General features: G+C 64.7%; 15 protein-coding genes and 1 riboswitch. Of the genes, 11 read left to right on the forward strand and 4 right to left on the reverse strand.

The window, feature by feature from the left end:
- The 4 genes from V7D81_RS20385 to V7D81_RS20400 form a co-directional block, all read right to left on the reverse strand.
- A partial coding sequence (locus V7D81_RS20385) for an amidase family protein (protein ID WP_324319739.1) occupies window positions 1-696 on the reverse strand: 696 nt, incomplete at its 3' end.
- Window positions 693-4,328, reverse strand: coding sequence for an urea carboxylase (uca, locus tag V7D81_RS20390; RefSeq protein ID WP_324319741.1), 3,636 nt, complete (start codon window positions 4,326-4,328; stop codon window positions 693-695). The genes V7D81_RS20385 and uca, both read right to left, overlap by 4 nt.
- A gap of 134 nt (window positions 4,329-4,462) precedes the next feature.
- Window positions 4,463-5,113 carry an urea amidolyase associated protein UAAP2 gene (locus V7D81_RS20395; RefSeq protein ID WP_324319743.1) on the reverse strand — a complete coding sequence of 217 codons (651 nt, stop codon included), beginning with the start codon at window positions 5,111-5,113 and terminating at the stop codon, window positions 4,463-4,465.
- 19 nt (window positions 5,114-5,132) lie between these two features.
- On the reverse strand, window positions 5,133-5,858 hold the full coding sequence (locus V7D81_RS20400) for an urea amidolyase associated protein UAAP1 (protein ID WP_324319744.1): 726 nt from the start codon (window positions 5,856-5,858) through the stop codon (window positions 5,133-5,135).
- 275 nt (window positions 5,859-6,133) lie between these two features.
- Window positions 6,134-6,257: riboswitch (guanidine-I (ykkC/yxkD leader) on the forward strand.
- A 111-nt stretch (window positions 6,258-6,368) separates the two neighbouring features.
- Here V7D81_RS20400 and V7D81_RS20405 point away from each other — a divergent pair.
- The 11 genes from V7D81_RS20405 to phhA all read left to right on the forward strand — a co-directional run bounded on the left by V7D81_RS20405 (window position 6,369) and on the right by phhA (window position 16,260).
- Window positions 6,369-7,442, forward strand: coding sequence for a putative urea ABC transporter substrate-binding protein (locus V7D81_RS20405; RefSeq protein ID WP_324319746.1), 1,074 nt, complete (start codon window positions 6,369-6,371; stop codon window positions 7,440-7,442).
- 110 nt (window positions 7,443-7,552) lie between these two features.
- The gene (locus tag V7D81_RS20410; RefSeq protein ID WP_324319748.1) at window positions 7,553-8,368 is read left to right on the forward strand and encodes an ABC transporter permease; all 816 of its coding nucleotides are present in this window, start codon (window positions 7,553-7,555) and stop codon (window positions 8,366-8,368) included.
- Between the two features lie 2 nt (window positions 8,369-8,370).
- Window positions 8,371-9,123 (forward strand): ABC transporter ATP-binding protein, encoded by a 753-nt coding sequence (locus V7D81_RS20415; RefSeq protein WP_324319750.1) that lies wholly within the window; start codon window positions 8,371-8,373, stop codon window positions 9,121-9,123.
- Between the two features lie 243 nt (window positions 9,124-9,366).
- Entirely contained in the window at window positions 9,367-9,741 is a 375-nt protein-coding gene (locus tag V7D81_RS20420; RefSeq protein ID WP_324319752.1) for a response regulator, read from the forward strand.
- A 20-nt stretch (window positions 9,742-9,761) separates the two neighbouring features.
- The gene (locus tag V7D81_RS20425) at window positions 9,762-10,334 is read left to right on the forward strand and encodes a hypothetical protein (RefSeq protein WP_324319754.1); all 573 of its coding nucleotides are present in this window, start codon (window positions 9,762-9,764) and stop codon (window positions 10,332-10,334) included.
- Between the two features lie 30 nt (window positions 10,335-10,364).
- A complete protein-coding gene (locus tag V7D81_RS20430) occupies window positions 10,365-10,829 on the forward strand; it encodes a hypothetical protein (RefSeq protein ID WP_324319756.1) in 465 nt (154 codons plus the stop codon).
- Window positions 10,830-10,934: 105 nt separating this feature from the next.
- A complete protein-coding gene (locus tag V7D81_RS20435; protein ID WP_324319758.1) occupies window positions 10,935-11,633 on the forward strand; it encodes a histidine phosphatase family protein in 699 nt (232 codons plus the stop codon).
- Between the two features lie 126 nt (window positions 11,634-11,759).
- Window positions 11,760-12,005 carry a hypothetical protein gene (locus V7D81_RS20440; protein ID WP_324319760.1) on the forward strand — a complete coding sequence of 82 codons (246 nt, stop codon included), beginning with the start codon at window positions 11,760-11,762 and terminating at the stop codon, window positions 12,003-12,005.
- Between the two features lie 40 nt (window positions 12,006-12,045).
- A complete protein-coding gene (locus tag V7D81_RS20445; protein WP_324319762.1) occupies window positions 12,046-12,468 on the forward strand; it encodes a putative toxin-antitoxin system toxin component, PIN family in 423 nt (140 codons plus the stop codon).
- A gap of 194 nt (window positions 12,469-12,662) precedes the next feature.
- A complete protein-coding gene (locus tag V7D81_RS20450; protein WP_324319764.1) occupies window positions 12,663-15,209 on the forward strand; it encodes a chemotaxis protein CheW in 2,547 nt (848 codons plus the stop codon).
- A 187-nt stretch (window positions 15,210-15,396) separates the two neighbouring features.
- A complete protein-coding gene (gene phhA, locus V7D81_RS20455) occupies window positions 15,397-16,260 on the forward strand; it encodes a phenylalanine 4-monooxygenase (RefSeq protein WP_324319766.1) in 864 nt (287 codons plus the stop codon).
- The last annotated feature ends 211 nt before the right edge of the window (window positions 16,261-16,471 follow it).

Below are 16,471 nucleotides of genomic sequence, written 5' to 3' on the forward strand. Positions count from 1 at the left end.
GGCATCGTCGGCATCGAATTCTTGCGCCGCGTCCAGCACGCGCTGCGCGTCCGCCGCCGTCAACGCAGAGATCGACACGCAATCGAGCGAGCGGCAGGCCGGCACGACACCCTTCGTGCTCAACAGTCCGCACGAGGGTTTCAGGCCGACGATGTTGTTGAAGCCCGCGGGCACGCGTCCCGAACCTGCCGTATCGGTACCGAGCGAGAAACTGGCGAGCCCGGTGGCGACGGACACGGCTGAACCGCTGCTCGACCCGCCAGAGATGAACTGCGGATCGAAGCTGTTCTCGCACGCACCGTACGGCGAGCGCGTGCCGACCAGTCCCGTGGCGAACTGATCGAGATTGGTCTTGCCGATCGGGATGGCGCCGGCATCGATCAGTTTCTGCACGACCGTCGCGGACTGCGCCGGCACATACGCAAACTCGGGACAGCCCGCGGTCGTCGGTACGCCTGCCAGATCGATGTTGTCCTTGATGGCGAACGGCACGCCGTATAGCGGCAGGTCCTCGGGCGATCGGCCTTCGAGGGCCTGCAGGTACGGCAGGATCTGCTCTCGCGTCAGCAGCGTGATCCAGACATTGCGGCGCTGTCCGGCGGCGATGCGCGCCTGCGCCTCGTCGATGATCTGCGGCGGCGTGAACGTGCCCGCGCGATAGCCCCGCAACAGGGCATCGATGGTGAATGAAGTCATGATGCCGCCCGCAATACGATCAGAACATCGCCGGCAGCGACCGGCTTGCCCGGCTCACAGCGGATGTCGACGACGACTCCCGGCTCGTCGGCGAGCACGGGGATTTCCATTTTCATGGCTTCGATGACCAGCAGTTCGTCGCCTTCGTTCACGCGCTGACCGGCGCGCGCACTGACCGACCACGTACTGCCGGTCACCGGCGACACGACCGCGGTTGTTCCTTCCGGCAACGCCTGCGACGCTTCCCGTTCAGTGCTGGCGACCTCGGAGTCGAACGTGAGCCGCCCATCGCGTCGCCAGCGTTCGCGCTCCGCATCGAACGCTGCCTGCTGCTTCGCCTTGAAGGCATCGATGGAGGCACGATGGTCGGCGAGGAACTGCCGGTACTCGCGCAGCTTCAATGTCGTCGGCTCGATCTTCAGCCGGTACTGGCCGCGCGGGAATTCCTCGCGCAGGCGCTGCAGTTCATCGGCACTGACAGGAAAGAAATGCAACTGATCGAAGAAGCGCAGCAGCCATTGCCGGCCGTCGGTGAAGTCGGCCGTCTGGCGATACCGGTTCCACATCTGGATCGTGCGGCCGACGAACTGATAGCCGCCGGGCCCTTCCATGCCATAGACGCACAGGTACGCGCCGCCGATGCCGACGGCATTCTCCGGCGTCCAGGTGCGCGCCGGGTTGTACTTGGTCGTCACGAGCCGGTGACGCGGATCGAGCGGCGTGGCCACCGGCGCGCCGAGATACACATCGCCGAGACCCATCACCAGATAGCTCGCATCGAACACGATGCGCTGTACGTCTTCGATGGAATCGAGACCATTGATGCGCCGGATGAACTCGATATTGCTCGGACACCAGGGCGCATCCCTGCGCACCGACTGCATGTACTTGTCGATGGCGACGCGGGTCGCCGGATCGTCCCAGGACAGCGGCAGGTGCACGATGCGGCTCGGGACTTCCACATCGTCGACGGCGGGCAGTTCGTCCTCGGCGCGCCGCAGGACATCCAGCAACGCGCGTTGCGAAATCACGCGGCTGTCGTAATGGATCTGCAGGGAGCGGATGCCGGGCGTGAGTTCCTGCACGCCGTGGATCTGCGCGCGCTGCAACCATTCCATCAGCGAGTGCACGCGGAAACGCAGTTCGAGATCGAGCACGAGTTCGCCGTATTCGACGAGGAGGTATTTGTCGCCGGCCTGGCGGTAGGTGACGGTGGGGCTCGCGGAGAGGATCGCGGACATTCGTCCGCTCGTGCCCCCCTCCCAACCTCCCCCCGCAAGCGGAGGGAGGGGCCAGATACCCCCTCCTCCGCGAAGCGGGGGAGGGCTGGGGAGGGGGCGAAGCGTAGCGATCGACTCTTCGACCGCGCCCTCCATCACCCCCGCCTCTTCCACCGACACGCAGCGAAATCTCACCCTGTCCCCCGGCCGCAGTTGCCCGACCTTCCACAACTCCGCGCGCACGATCGTCGCCGGACACGCGAACCCGCCGAGGCTCGGGCCGTCGGGCCCGAGGATCACGGGCATGTCGCCGGTGAAGTCGATCGCACCGATCGCATAGGCGTTGTCGTGAATGTTCGAGGGGTGCAATCCGGCCTCGCCGCCATCGGGACGCGCCCACGCAGGCTTCGGGCCGATGAGCCGCACACCGGTGCGGCTGGAGTTGTAGTGCACCTCCCAGTCCGCCGCGAAGAATGCATCGATGTCAGCTTGCGTGAAAAAATCCGGCGCAGCATGCGGGCCGTACATCACCGCGATTTCCCATTGCGATGAGTACTCGGGAATCGGCAGTGCATCCGCGTTGCCCGACTGCGCGATCTCTGCCGATGCGATGCGCAGCGTATCGCCGGCACGCAGCGCGCGACCCGCGTGACCACCAAACTGGCCGAGCGTGAACGTCGCGCGACTGCCCATGTAAGCCGGCACGTCGATGCCACCGGCGATCGCAAGATACGTGCGCTGCCCTGCGCCGCGGATCGAGCGCATTTTCAGGACACTGCCTGCATTCACTTCGACCGGCGTGTAGTACATGACCGGCTTGCCATCGAGTTCCGCCTGCATGCGCGCACCCGTCAGTGCGATGCGCGCGGGTACATTGAACTTCAGCGTCGGCCCGCCGACCGTGCACTCGAGCCCGGCGGCAGATCCGGCATTACCGACGATGCGATTGGCGAGCCGGAAAGCCAGATCGTCCATCGGCCCCGACGGCGGCACGCCGATATCCCAGTAGCCGACGCGGCCGGGAAAATCCTGCACTGTCGTATGCGTGCCCGCCTGGACGACCTCCACCGTTTGTGGCCGGTACGCGAAGCCCGCGAGATAGCGCGTGTACTGGCGGCCCTGCCGGAAAACATCATCGCGCAGGATGTCGAGCAGATAGGCCTGGTTGGTTTCGATACCGTGGATGTGCGTCCGGGTCAGTGCACTCTCGAGAGTGGCCAGCGCCTCCTCGCGCGTGATGCCGTCCGCGATGATCTTGGTCAGCATCGGATCGTAGTGCGGCGACACTTCCGTGCCCGTCTCGATCCAGCTGTCGACGCGCACGCCATCCGGCAGCTCGACATGCGACAGCAGGCCGCTCGACGGCCGGAAGTTGTGCTGCGGATCCTCCGCGTAAACGCGCACCTGAATCGAATGACCGCGCGGCGCATGTCGATACGCGCGCAGATCCGGCGGCTCGCCGGCCGCGGTCCGGATCATCCACTCGACGAGGTCGATGCCCGTGACCTGCTCGGTCACACCATGCTCCACCTGCAGTCGCGTGTTGACTTCGAGAAAGTAGAACTGACGCGACGCCTCGTCGTACACGAACTCGACCGTGCCGGCAGAGCGATAGCCGATGGCCTGGCCGAGGCGCTGCGCCGCATGCAGCAACTGCGAACGCGTCGTGTCATCGAGTTGCGGCGCGGGCGTTTCTTCGATCACCTTCTGATTGCGACGCTGCACCGAACAGTCGCGTTCGCCGAGCGCCACCACGTTGCCGAGTCCGTCGCCGAAGATCTGGACTTCGATATGCCGGGCCCGTTCGACGTACTTTTCGAGAAAGACGCCGCCCTGGCTGAAATTGCTCTTGGCCAGCCGCTCGACGGAATGAAATGCATCCTGCAGTTCCGCTTCGCTGCGACACAGCTGCATGCCGATGCCGCCGCCGCCGGCAGTGCTCTTCAGCATCACCGGAAAACCGATGCGTCGCGCCTCGTCGCGGGCGTGATCGATGCCTTCGAGCAGCGCACTGCCCGGCAGCAGCGGTACTTCGTATTTCAGCGCAAGCGCGCGTGCCGTGTGCTTGAGTCCGAAATCGCGCATCTGCGTCGGTGTCGGCCCGATGAAGGCAACGCCTGCGCGTTCGCACTGCTCCGCGAAGTCAGCGTTCTCGCTGAGAAAACCGTAACCGGGATGAATGGCCTGCGCGCCCGTCTCGCGCGCCGCTGCGATGATGAGTTCCTGCGACAGATAGCTCTGTGCCGCCGGCGCGGGACCGAGTCGCACGGCCTCGTCGGCCAGCGTCACATGCAGCGAATGCCGGTCGGCGTCGGAATAGACCGCCACCGAGCGGATGTCGAGACGTTTCAGGGTACGAAGAATGCGGCAGGCAATCGCGCCGCGGTTGGCGATCAGCACCTTGTCGAACATGCAGCACCGTGAGGAGCCAAGGTGCCGGGTCGTCCCGGCGTTTTCTGATCGGCTACCGGGTCGTCCCGGGAGCCGTGACTATCGTCACTGCAGTGCTCTCGCAGTCAGGCTGAAGCCTGACCCACACGAGAGCCTCAGTCCCACACCATCACTTCCACCGGCGTCGGGTTGTATGCGTTGCAAGGATTGTTCAGTTGCGGACAGTTGGAAATCAGCACCGTGACGTCCATCTCCGCGCGCATTTCCACGTAACGGCCGGGACCGGAAATGCCGTCGGCGAAAGTGAGCCTGCCCTCCGGCGTCACGGGCACATTCATGAAGAAATTGATGTTGCTGGACAGATCGCGCTTGCCGAAATCGCGACCGTATTTCTCGCCCCAGCGCGCCAGTGCGACCAGGAAGTTGTCGCGGCAGCTATGCATGTGCCGCTTGTCGAGTGCGTAGCGCACCGTGTTGCTCTCGGCCGAGCAGGCGCCGCCGAGCGTGTCATGACGACCGCAGGTATCCGCGACGATGGTGAGCATCTTGTTGCCTTCGTTCGACAACAGCGGCGTGCCGGCGGTGAGGTAGATGTTGCCTTGTGCGCGAATCGTGTCCTGCGCGCTGTAGCGTTCTTCGAGAGTATCGGCGCGATAGAACAGCGTATCGACGGCCTGGTTGCCTTCCAGGTCGAGGATGCGGAAGGTCTGACCTGCGCGAACCGTTCCCATCCACGGCGCGCCGGCCGCGATGATCTCGCGGCGACTGGCGCTGCGCGGGTCGAGCGTGCTTTCGATCAGGGGCACGACGCAGTCTCCTCCATGCTCATCGGAACCACACTTCCGTATTCCTGAAGCCGCGCTCGTTCTCCGGGCACTTGATGCGGCACGGATCGTTGCGCGGCGCCGGCCGCGAATGCCATGCGGTGAGACGGATCTCGCGCGGCTGGTACACCGTCGCGGGATCCAGCGGATGCTGCGAGGTCGCCATCACCATCAGCACGTTCATTTCGAAACGCAGGTCGACGTAACTGCCGGGCAGCGAATTGCCGCGGTGATACTCGAGAGCGCCCTGCCCGTTCACCGTGACCTTGCTGAAGAAATTGATGCTGGCACTGAGATCTCTTTTACCGAGACCGTACTTGCCCAGCTCGTTGAGCAGGCTCTCGTAGCCGTTCTGATGCCAGTCGTTGCGACGCTCCTGGTAGCGCGCGATGCCGAATTTCTCTTCGACCAGCCGCGGCGAGGACACGCCGCAGAGCGTGTCGTGCCAGCCGCAGGTGTCGTCGGTGAGCGAACACATCACGCGACCCATGTCCGAGTAGCACACGAATCCCCTGGTGAGGAATGCGGTGTGCTGCGCCTTGAGCGTGTCGGGCATGTTGTAGCGCTCGGTGCGATCGTCGTAATTGAAGAACAGCACCGATGCGTTCGCGCCGCCCGCGACGTCCGTGAGACGCAGCGTGGTGCCACGACGCAGCAGTCCGGACCAGTGCGCTCCCGCGGCCACCAGTTCTTCCCACAGCATCCAGTACGGCGCGCCTTCGGCCATCGTCGCGAACGACCTCGAATGAATTTGTGACGAGGGGGAGAGAGCAAGGAACGTACCAATCAGGGGACCGGCGACTGGCAACTGGCGACTGGCCGGAGAAGCGGCGGATTTGTATTGGTGCACGACGCAGTGGTCGGCACCAATCGGAAGCACAGCACCCTTCATCACGCTCCATTTCGGCGCGAGCGTCCACCGCTCTTCGTTCCATTTCTGGCCAGCCGCCCGTCGCCAGCCGCCAGCGGCCCTCCGGCACACCCTTTGCACTCTCCCGCTCACAAATGTGCGTCTAGGGTTCCGATCACGCAGCGGCGCGCGATGCTGGTCCGAGAGAGGCAGTCCGGGTGATGCGTTCACGAGAAGGCATCGACGGATACACGGCGGGATAAAAGCCCGGGAGGTCGGGAGGCTCACGCAGCTTCCCAGGAACGCGGCACGGCCTGCGGACGGACCTCCGACCCGAAAGCGGTGCTGCGAGAGCTGACGACCAGACCGCTAACGAGGAGTCGCCGAATGCAATCGCGTCTGAAACTGTTCGCCCGCGCAGCCGTCCTGGCCTGCGCCCTGTTCTCCGCCACGTTCACCCACAGCGCCGCTGCCGCCGAGAAGAAATCCTTCAAGGTGGCCTGGAGTATCTATGTCGGCTGGATGCCGTGGGACTACGCCGCCGAGAGCGGCATTCTCAAGAAGTGGGCCGACAAGTACGGCATCGCGATCGAACTCACGCAGATCAACGACTACGTCGAGTCCATCAATCAGTACACGGCCGGCGGTTTCGACGGCTGCGTGATGACGAACATGGACATGCTGACGATCCCGTCGGCCGGCGGCGTCGATTCGACGGCGCTGATCGTCGGCGACTTCTCCAACGGCAACGACGGCGTGGTGCTGAAGGGCAAGGGCAGGAAGCTCGCGGACATCAAGGGACTGCCGGTGAACCTGGTTGAACTCTCGGTGTCGCACTACCTGCTGGTGCGCGGCCTGGAAAGCGGCGGCCTCAAGGAACGCGACATCAAGGTCGTGAACACCTCGGACGCCGACATCGTCGGCGCGTATGCGGCGGCCGATACCAAGGCCATCGTGACCTGGAAGCCGCAGCTCAGCGAAATCCTCGCCGCGCCCGATGCGCAGCTCGTGTTCGACTCCAGCAAGATCCCCGGCGAGATCATCGACATGCTGGTCGTGAACAGCGCCACGCTGAAAGACAACCCCAAGTTCGCCAGGGCGCTGGTCGGCGCGTGGTATGAAACGCTGGCGCTGATGGCGAAGAAGGACCCGAAAGCGCTCGCGCACATGGCGAAGGCTTCCGGCACCGACCTCGCCGGCTTCAACAGCCAGCTCGCCACCACGAAGATGTTCTGGACGCCCGCCGAAGCGCTGGCGTTTACCGCCAGCCCGAATCTCGTCACGACGATGGACTCGGTCCGCAAGTTCTCCTTCGATCACGGCCTGCTCGGCGAAGGCGCGAAGAGCGTCGACGCCGTCGGCATCGAGTTCCCCGGCGGCAAGACGCTGGGCAATGCGAAGAGCATCAAGATGCGGTTCGATGCGACGTATGTGAAGCTGGCGAGCGAGGGGAAGCTGTGAGCGAACGGGCTACAGGCCACAGGCGACAGGCGACAGGCGACAGGCGACAGGCAGAATGCGTGGGCTTGCTCCGGCCCGTCGCCTGTAGCCAGTAGCCTGTAGCCTCTCCCATGCCCCGCCTCATCAACCTCCACCCCAATCGCGGCGGCGCAGTCGTTCTGGCCGCGCTGCCGTTCCTGCTGCTGATCTTTGCCTATCTGCTGGGATCGAACGCGCGGCTGGCGGCGAATCCGGACGACAAGCTGTTGCCGGCGTTCTCGACGATCGCCAGCACCATGCACACGTACGCATTCGAAGAGGACAAGCGCAGCGGCGAGGTGCTGCTGTGGCTCGATACCTGGGCCAGCCTGCAGCGCATCCTGATCGCGCTCGGCATCAGCGCGGCGATCGGACTCGCCGTGGGGCTCGCGATCGGCGCAATTCCGTACGTGCGGGCGCTCGCCGCACCGTTCGTTGCGGCGGTGTCCATGATTCCGCCGCTGGCGATCCTGCCCGTGCTGTTCATCGTGCTGGGACTCGGCGAGGTCGCGAAGATCGTGCTGATCGTCATCGGCGTGGCGCCGGTGATCACACGCGATGTGGCATTGCGCGCCAGCGAACTGCCCACCGAGCAGCTGATCAAGGCGCAGACGCTCGGCGCGTCGAGCTGGCTGCTGTCTTCGAGGGTCATCCTGCCGCAGCTGTGGCCGCGGCTCATCGATGCCGTGCGGCTGCAGCTCGGCTGCGCCTGGCTGTTCCTGATCGCGGCCGAGGCGATCGCTTCGACCGAAGGCCTCGGCTATCGCATCTTTCTCGTCCGGCGCTATCTCGCGATGGACGTCATCCTTCCCTACGTAGTGTGGATCACGCTGCTCGCCTTCCTGATGGACTGGCTGCTGCGAGTCGCGCGGCGGCGATTGTTTCCCTGGGCGGAGGCGGCGCGCTAGTCATGGCCGCGGTCACCGTCAAACGCCTGTGGAAGGAATACGGCCCGCAGGTCGTGCTCGAGAATCTCAACCTGGAGATTGCCCACGGCGAATTCGTCACCATCGTCGGCGCGTCGGGCTGCGGCAAGACGACATTCCTGCGCCTGCTGCTGGGCGTGGAAAAGCCGACGCGCGGCGAACTGCTGCTCGACGGCAAGCCTGTGCCGGCCGAGCCTGGACCGGAGCGCGGCATCGTCTTTCAGCGCTATTCGCTGTTCCCGCATCTCACCGTCACCGAGAACCTGCTGCTGGGCCTCGAATTCGCCGGCTCGCGTTTTCTCGGCCGGCTGTTCGGCGCACGGCGCCGCGTCGCGACGGAGAAGGCGAATCAGCTGCTCGATTCGATCGGCCTGTACGCCGCGCGGGACAAGTATCCCTCGCAGCTCTCCGGCGGCATGCAGCAACGCTTGTCGATCGCGCAATCGGTGATCTGCGAGCCGCGCATCCTGCTGCTCGACGAGCCCTTCGGCGCGCTCGATCCCGGCATCACGGCCGACATGCACGAGATCATCCTCAGGCTGTGGGCGCTGAACCGCATGACCATTTTCATGATCACGCACGATCTGAAAGAGAGCTTCCAGCTCGGCACGCGCCTGCTGGTGTTCGACAAGCGCCGGCACGATCCGCAGGCGCCGGAAGCCTACGGCGCAACCGTGACCTACGACCTGCCGCTCAAGGGACGCGACATTCTTCCTGTAGGTCAGGCTTCAGCCTGACTCCCGAAAAGGCCGGCTGTGACCGAAGGGAATCCCATGGGGAAGCCGGCCCCACAGCCGGCGTAATCCCTTCAGGCCCGTGGCGGATGGGAAAAACCCCGACCCGATTGAGACCCAGTTCCGCTTCTGCGCCGATCGCACTCAATGCCCTGCCCTCATTGCCGTTACAAGCTGAAACGCCGCACCTGCCTGCCCTGCGGGCCGGTACGGTTCGGCATTCATATCTAGTTCGGAGCGACAGCGATGTCCGGTGCACATCAGCAGACCATTCTGGCAGTCGACGATTCCGCCTCGATGCGCCAGATGGTGCGCTTTACCCTCGAAGGCGCGGGCTACAAGGTCGTGCAGGCTTCCGACGGCATGGAAGCGCTCGAGGTCGCCAAGGGCGCCTCGGTGGACCTGGTGCTGACCGACGTCAACATGCCGCGCATGGACGGCATCGCGCTGGTGCGCGAACTGCGCTCGCTGGACTCCTACAAGTTCGTTCCGATGCTGGTGCTGACCACCGAGTCCGGCCAGGAAACCAAGATGCGCGGCAAGCAGGCCGGCGCCACCGGATGGATCGTCAAACCGTTCAATCCGGAACAGTTGCTGGCCACCATCAGCCGCGTACTCTGATCGCTGACGGACCATCGATCATGTCGGCGAGTACAGCAGACACGGCATTGCTGCCGGCGCTGAAGCTGAGCGAGGACTGGACTCCGGAGAGCCAGCTCGGACTCATGCTCGGCCTGTGCGAAGCGCAGATGGACTCGGCGCTGCAGGAATCCGACCAGTCGATCGATGCGCTGGTGGCCGCGTTCACGAGTCTCGTCGATACGGCCCGCGCCGTCAGCTCGCTGACGGGCGCCCTGCCGGATGACGTGAAGACGCAGCTCGGCCCGTCCTTCCACGAACAGATCGCCGCATTCCAGAACCAGATGGCGGCGGCGGTCGTGGCCTTCCAGTTCTACGACAAGCTCTCGCAGCGTCTCGGCCACGTTCGCTACAGCCTCTCGACGCTCGCGCAGTTCGCCTGCAGCCGCTCGCAGATGCAGCAGCCCGAACAGTGGACGCGCCTGCACTCCACGCTGCGCCGCCTGTATCGCACGCAGGAAGAACGCGAGGTGTTCCAGGTCGTGATGGAGGGCGATGGCTCGGGCTTCATGCACGCCTCGCCTGCGCCGGCCAGCGCCGGCAACGCCAAGGCCGGAGAAGTCGAACTCTTCTGATCTGCGCAGTTCTGCGCGCACGAACGATCGATGCGACAGAACATCGATCGTTCGCGCCTCTTTCCCGACGATCTTTTGTTCAATCAACGGTCCCAGCGTGAGACCTGTGTCGCGACCCGGCGACCCATCGCTTTTGCGTCGCGGAAATATGTGACCCGACGCACGGAGCCCGCGACGCAAGGGACTAAGGTAATCCCCGACCGAATCATCGAGCCGCGTGATGCGGACTGTCCTCCGCACCGCGCACTGCAGCCCGATGCTGCAGAAACTGGAGGAACCATGTTGATCGAATCGCGGACTATCGTGGGTGCGTCGGCAGCACTCGCCGTCGTCGGCGCTGCATTGTGGGCTTCGTCGTTGATGATGGCGCCGCCAGCCAAGCAGCCCGGCCACGTCGAAGTGAAGCAGATCGAAGAAAAGTCGTGGAGCGTGGAAGTGAAGGACGTCAGCTTCCCCCCGGCCGAAACGCAGAAGACGGCAGCGATTACTCGCTGATCCTGACGATCGTCGAGAGAAAACCGCAGTGCGGTTCCCAGGAGCGGGAACGCGCTGCGGTTTTTTGTTGCGGTGACGCCGGTCGCGACGTCACCATTCCGGCTCATGAGTACCCTCTATCTCGTCCGCCACGGCCAGGCATCGTTCGGCACCGACCACTACGATCAGCTGTCGGCTCGCGGCCGCGAACAGGTGAAGCTGCTGGGCGGGTATTTCGCCGAGAGCGGCGAGCGTATCGACCGGATCTACACCGGCACGCTGCAACGCCAGCGCGAGACCGCGGAGATCGTTGCCTCTGCGCTCGGCCCCGCGGCGCCGCCGATCGCGACCGAAGGCGCGTTCGACGAATACGACAGCGACGTGATCCTGCGCGAATTCGCCGGCTCCCTGACGGCTGCACAGCTCGCGGAGGCCGGCTGGCCGGAGCTGCGACACGACCGGCGCAAGTTCCAGTTCTTTCTCGAACGCGCCGCGCGCGCCTGGGTCGAGGCGCGCATCGAGGCCGAACAGATGCTGCCCTGGAAAAACTTCCATGGGCGGATCACGCAGGCACTGCGCCAGATCATGGAAAGCGAGGGGCGTTCGAAAACCCTGATCGTCAGCACCTCCGGCGGCGTGATCGGCACCACCGTGGCACATGTACTCGGCCTGTCCAACCACATGGGCATCGAACTGAACTGGGCCGTCCACAACGCCTCGATCACGCGCCTGATCTACAGCGCCGACAAGGTCTCGCTGTCGATGTTCAACGCGCTGCCGCATCTGGAGCGGGAAGGTCGACGGGAGCTCATTACGTACCGGTGATCGGCAGGGGTCCAAGGGCCAGTCGAGAGATGCCGTTGGTGATGAATTCACCGCGGAATTGAGGTCACGTCGCCGGGTCAGTACCATCGAAGCCCTCATCGTCAAGATCGGCCGAGGATGACCGCCATGAACGCACGTACCGACCAGGCGTTCCTCGAAAAGCTTCAGAGCCTGCCCCCGCAGCAGCGCGCGGAGGTAGAGGATTTTGTCGATTTCCTCAAGACCCGCGAGGAGCGCGCTCGCGATGCGGCCGCCCAGCGGCTCGGTCAGGCGTTCGAGAAACTCGACGCCCTGAACCTGCCACCTCTCACCGACGAAGACTTGCAGGCCGAGATCGACGCGGCACGGCACGAACGTCGTCAACAGCGCTGACGCGCAAGCAGCCCACCGGGATCTGACGCACCATCCTCGGATGCGCATCGTCGCCGATACCAACACCGTCCTCTCGGGCCTGCTATGGGGTGGGCCGCCGCGCCAGCTGATCGATATGGCTCGCGCCCCTTCCGTATCGCTGTACACCAGCCTGGTCCTGCTGGCCGAACTCGCGGAGGTCATCGCACGCGACAAGTTCGCGCACCGCCTCCACCTTGCGGGCGTATCCGCCGCCGAGCACGTACAGGACTATGGTCGGCTGGCTTACGTCGTTGAGCCGCAACCCCTGTCCGGGCCAGTCAGCCGCGACCCCGACGATGACCATGTGCTCGCCTGTGCACTCGCCGCGCGCGCCGACCTCATCGTCACGCGCGATCTCGATCTGCTCGATCTCAAGGTCTATCAGAACATTCCGATCCTCGCCGCCGCCGATGCCCTGCGCCGAATGGAGTCGCAGCGATAGGACCTTACTGTGGCCCGTTGGTCATCGCGCGCCGTCTTCAGATTCGTACCGGCACCTTGGTCCCAGCGGCGGAATCATCGCCAGTCCGCGAACGGCACTTCCCGGCCGCGTGACCTCCGTCACTCTCCACACCTAAAGCCGCCCTGCCCCCGGCCGTTACTTCCAGGGATAACAACACTTTCGGACCGGTCGCAATGCTCAAAGCCCTCGCCCATCACATGCCGTCCGTGGAGGGCTACCGGGCGCGGCTGGCCACGTTGCAGGGCTCGTGGGACACGTTGTCGCTGCTGTCGCACCTGAGCGGCGATGCCACCGACATGGGCGGCACGCGCGAAGCGTTCGAAAAGCTCACGGCCGAACTGACCGAGAACCTGGCTGCCGAAACGCATCGCAAGGTGATGCTGGCGCTGCAGGCGAAAAGCCAGATCGCCATCGACATCATCGTGCGCAACCTGTTCGAGCGCACCGCCGACATCGGCTTTCTCAGCACCGACGACGACGTGCGCCAGTTCCTGAGATTGCAGCGCCAGACGAACGCCGACGATGCCTCGCAGACGCGCACGCTGGCGCAGGCCCGCGAAGCGCTGCGGCAACGCTTCCGCGAGTACGTCGCCAAGTATTCGGTCTACCAGGACGTAATCCTGCTGAGCCCCGAGGGCACGGTGCTCGCGCGGCTCGAAGATCATCCTGGTGCGATGCAGACCCGCGATCCGCTCGTCGCGGAAGCGCTGACGACGCGCGCCGCCTACGTCGAAACCTATCGACGCTTCGACCTGCAGCCCGACAACGAACGCAGCCTGGTGTATTCGTTCCGCGTCGTCGACGGCGGCAGGAACGTCGGCGTGCTGTGCCTGTGCTTCCGCTTCGAGGACGAAGTGGCCGGCATCTTTTCGCAACTGCACGCAGCCAACGACTGGAGCGTGTTCGCGCTGCTCGATGCGCAGGGCAAGGTCATCGCCAGCAGCGATCCGTGGCAGGTGCCGGTCGGCGCACCGATGACGATGGCGCTCGACGACCAGCATCGCATCATCCGCTTCGGCGGCCGCGAATACCTCGCCGTGACGTGCCGCACGCACGGCTTCCAGGGCTACCTGGGTCCTGGCTGGCACGGCCACGCCATGATTCCGATCGAACATGCCTTCGCCCGCGATGGCGCGAGCCTCGCCAGTTCCGTCAGCGCCGAACTGCTGGAGCAGCTGCGCGACAGCACCTCGATCTTTTCCGAGGGCCTGCGCCGCATTCCCGTGCAGGCCGAACAGATCCAGCGCGAACTCAATCGCGCCGTCTGGAACGGCAACATCCGGCTCGCGCAGCGCACCGACGCCAGCGTGCACTTCGCCCGCGTGCTGCTGTGGGAGATCGGCAATGCCGGCCGGCGCACGCAGGCCACCTTCGAGGAATCCATCACCGACCTGCAGCGCACCGTCGTCTCCGCCATCCTCGACGACGCGCAGCTGCTCGCCTCGCTGGCCGCCGACATCCTCGACCGCAACCTGTACGAACGCGCCAACGACGGCCGCTGGTGGGCGCTGAACGCCACGCTGATCGATCATCTGATCACCGGCTCACCCGATCGGCAGGCAGTCACGGCGATCCTCCAGCACATCAACAGTCTCTACACCGTCTATCACGGCATCGTGCTGTTCGATGCGCAGCGCGAAGTCGTTGCGGTCTCGAACCCCGCGCATCAGCGCTACGTCGGCGGGCGGCTGTCGGAATCGTGGAGTGCGAACACGCTCGCCCTGCGCAGTTCGCAGGAGTTCACGGTGTCGCCGTTCGAGCCGAGCAGCTTCTACGACGATCGTCCGACGCTGGTCTACGGCGCAGCCCTGCGCCGCAACAGCCGCACCGCCGGCGGCATCGGCATCGTGTTCGATGCCCAGGCGCAGCTCGATTCGATCCTGCGCGATGCGCTGCCGAAGACCGAAGCCGGCACACCGGTCGCCGGCGCAGTCAGCGCCTTCGTCGATGCGGATCGCCGCGTCATCGCCGCCTCCTCCGGTTTCCAGTGCGGCGACCTCCTGCCGCTGTCGCGCGAGCAACTGGGTCGCGGCGTGGACGCGGCATTCGTGGCGGACATCGACGGCACGCACTACGCCATCGGCGCGCGCCATACCGGCGGCTACCGCGAGTACCGCGCCACGTCGTTGTGGTGCGTGGTGATGATTCCGCTGGGAGGCGCGCATTCGCAGCTCGAAGCAACGCCGCACCTGCAGCGCAAGGCGGCGCCGCGCACGCTGCACGGCGTCGAACAGCACGGCAAGGAACAGACTCTCGACATCGCGACGTTCCACAGCGGCAGCCAGTGGCTGGGACTGTTGCGCGAACAGGTACTCGAATCGGTCGACGGCACCCAGCTGCGCGCCGTACCCGGCAGTCCGCCGTGGCATGCCGGCCTGCTGATGTATCGCGATCAGCCCGTCCCCGTCATCGACCTCGCGCGCCTCATGGATCCATCGGCAACGACTCACGGTCGCGACGTGGTCATGATCCGCTCCGACAGCGACACACGCACGATCGGCCTGCGGGTCGACGATCTCGGCATCATCCCCGCAATCCCCGTCAGCCGCTTGCTGCCGATGAGCGAAGCCGCCACGCTCGGCGGCCGCGCCGTCGTCGATCGCGCCGTGCGTCCGGAAAATCCGGATGATCCGATGCTGCTCACCGTGAACCTCGAACAGCTCATGCTGCTGACTCGCGGCCTGCAGGCGCCTGCTGCGAAGGCTGTACACAAGAGTTGAGAGGTTTCACACGGAGTTCTTCTGTGGGGCCGGCTTCAGCCGGCCTTTGCACTTGAAGAGGCCGGCTGAAGCCGGCCCCACAGGAAGAGAGGGATCACCCTTCTGATCTCCGTGAAACTCTTCTCTCCTGTATACAGAAACATGGGCGCGTCGCTTGCTGCCCTGCGGCGGTGCTATCGTGCCGCGCATGGCCAACCAACCTGCCGCGCCGACGCACAATCCCGTCGCACTGCGAGGCGATTATTCGCAGGCCAGGGCCGACTACACGATCGAGCAGCAGTGGGATCGCTACACGGATGAGGATCATGCGATCTGGCAGACGCTGTATGCGCGTCAGATCCACATGATCGAGCGATACGCTGCCCCCGAGTTCGTCGCGGGCACGCGCACGCTGAATGCCTTGCCCGATCGCATTCCGCGCATCGATGACACCAACCGCATCCTCGAACCGCTGTCGGGCTGGAAGATCGTCGCCGTCCCCGGACTGATTCCGGAGGAACAGTTCTTCGCGCATCTGGCGAACCGACGCTTCCCGGTCACGGTATGGATCCGCAAGCGCTGCGAACTCGACTACCTGGTCGAGCCGGACATCTTTCACGACTTCTTCGGACACGTGCCCTTGCTGACCAATCCGCCGTTCGCCCGTTTCATGCAGGCGTACGGCGAGGCGGGACCGAAAGCCATCGCGGCGGGCGCGCTGAAGATGCTCGCTCGCCTGTACTGGTACATGGTGGAGTTCGGGCTGATCGCCACACCGCAGGGACTGCGCGCTTACGGTTCCGGCATCCTGTCATCGAAGGGCGAAACGGCGTACAGCATCGAAAGCCCGAAACCGCACCGCATCGCCTTCGATCTCGAACGCGTCCTGCGCACCGACTACCTGATCGACGACTACCAGCAGACCTACTTCGTCATCGACAGCTTCGAACAGCTCTTCCACGCCGGGTACGACACCGACTTCGCGCCGTTCTACCGGCAGTTCGCGAATACGCCGGGCATTGCGCCCGATGTCGTGCTGCCGACGGATCGATTGATCGGAACCGGAACGTAGATCGCGAGAGAATGGCCGCAAAAAGGCGCAAAACACGCAGGGCCTGAAGAAGATTTCCCGCTTCCGACCTTGTGTTCTTTGCGCTTTTTCGCGGCCATTGTTCTTCCTCTGAATTCTCAAACCAACGTAATCCCCTGCGCCGACAACGGCAGCGATCGCACCGGCGTGCCGTTCGCCAGCGCGAGTGCATTGGCGAGGGCTGGGGCGATCG

It is taken from the genome of Povalibacter sp., from assembly GCF_036735925.1.
Lineage (GTDB): Bacteria > Pseudomonadota > Gammaproteobacteria > Steroidobacterales > Steroidobacteraceae > Steroidobacter.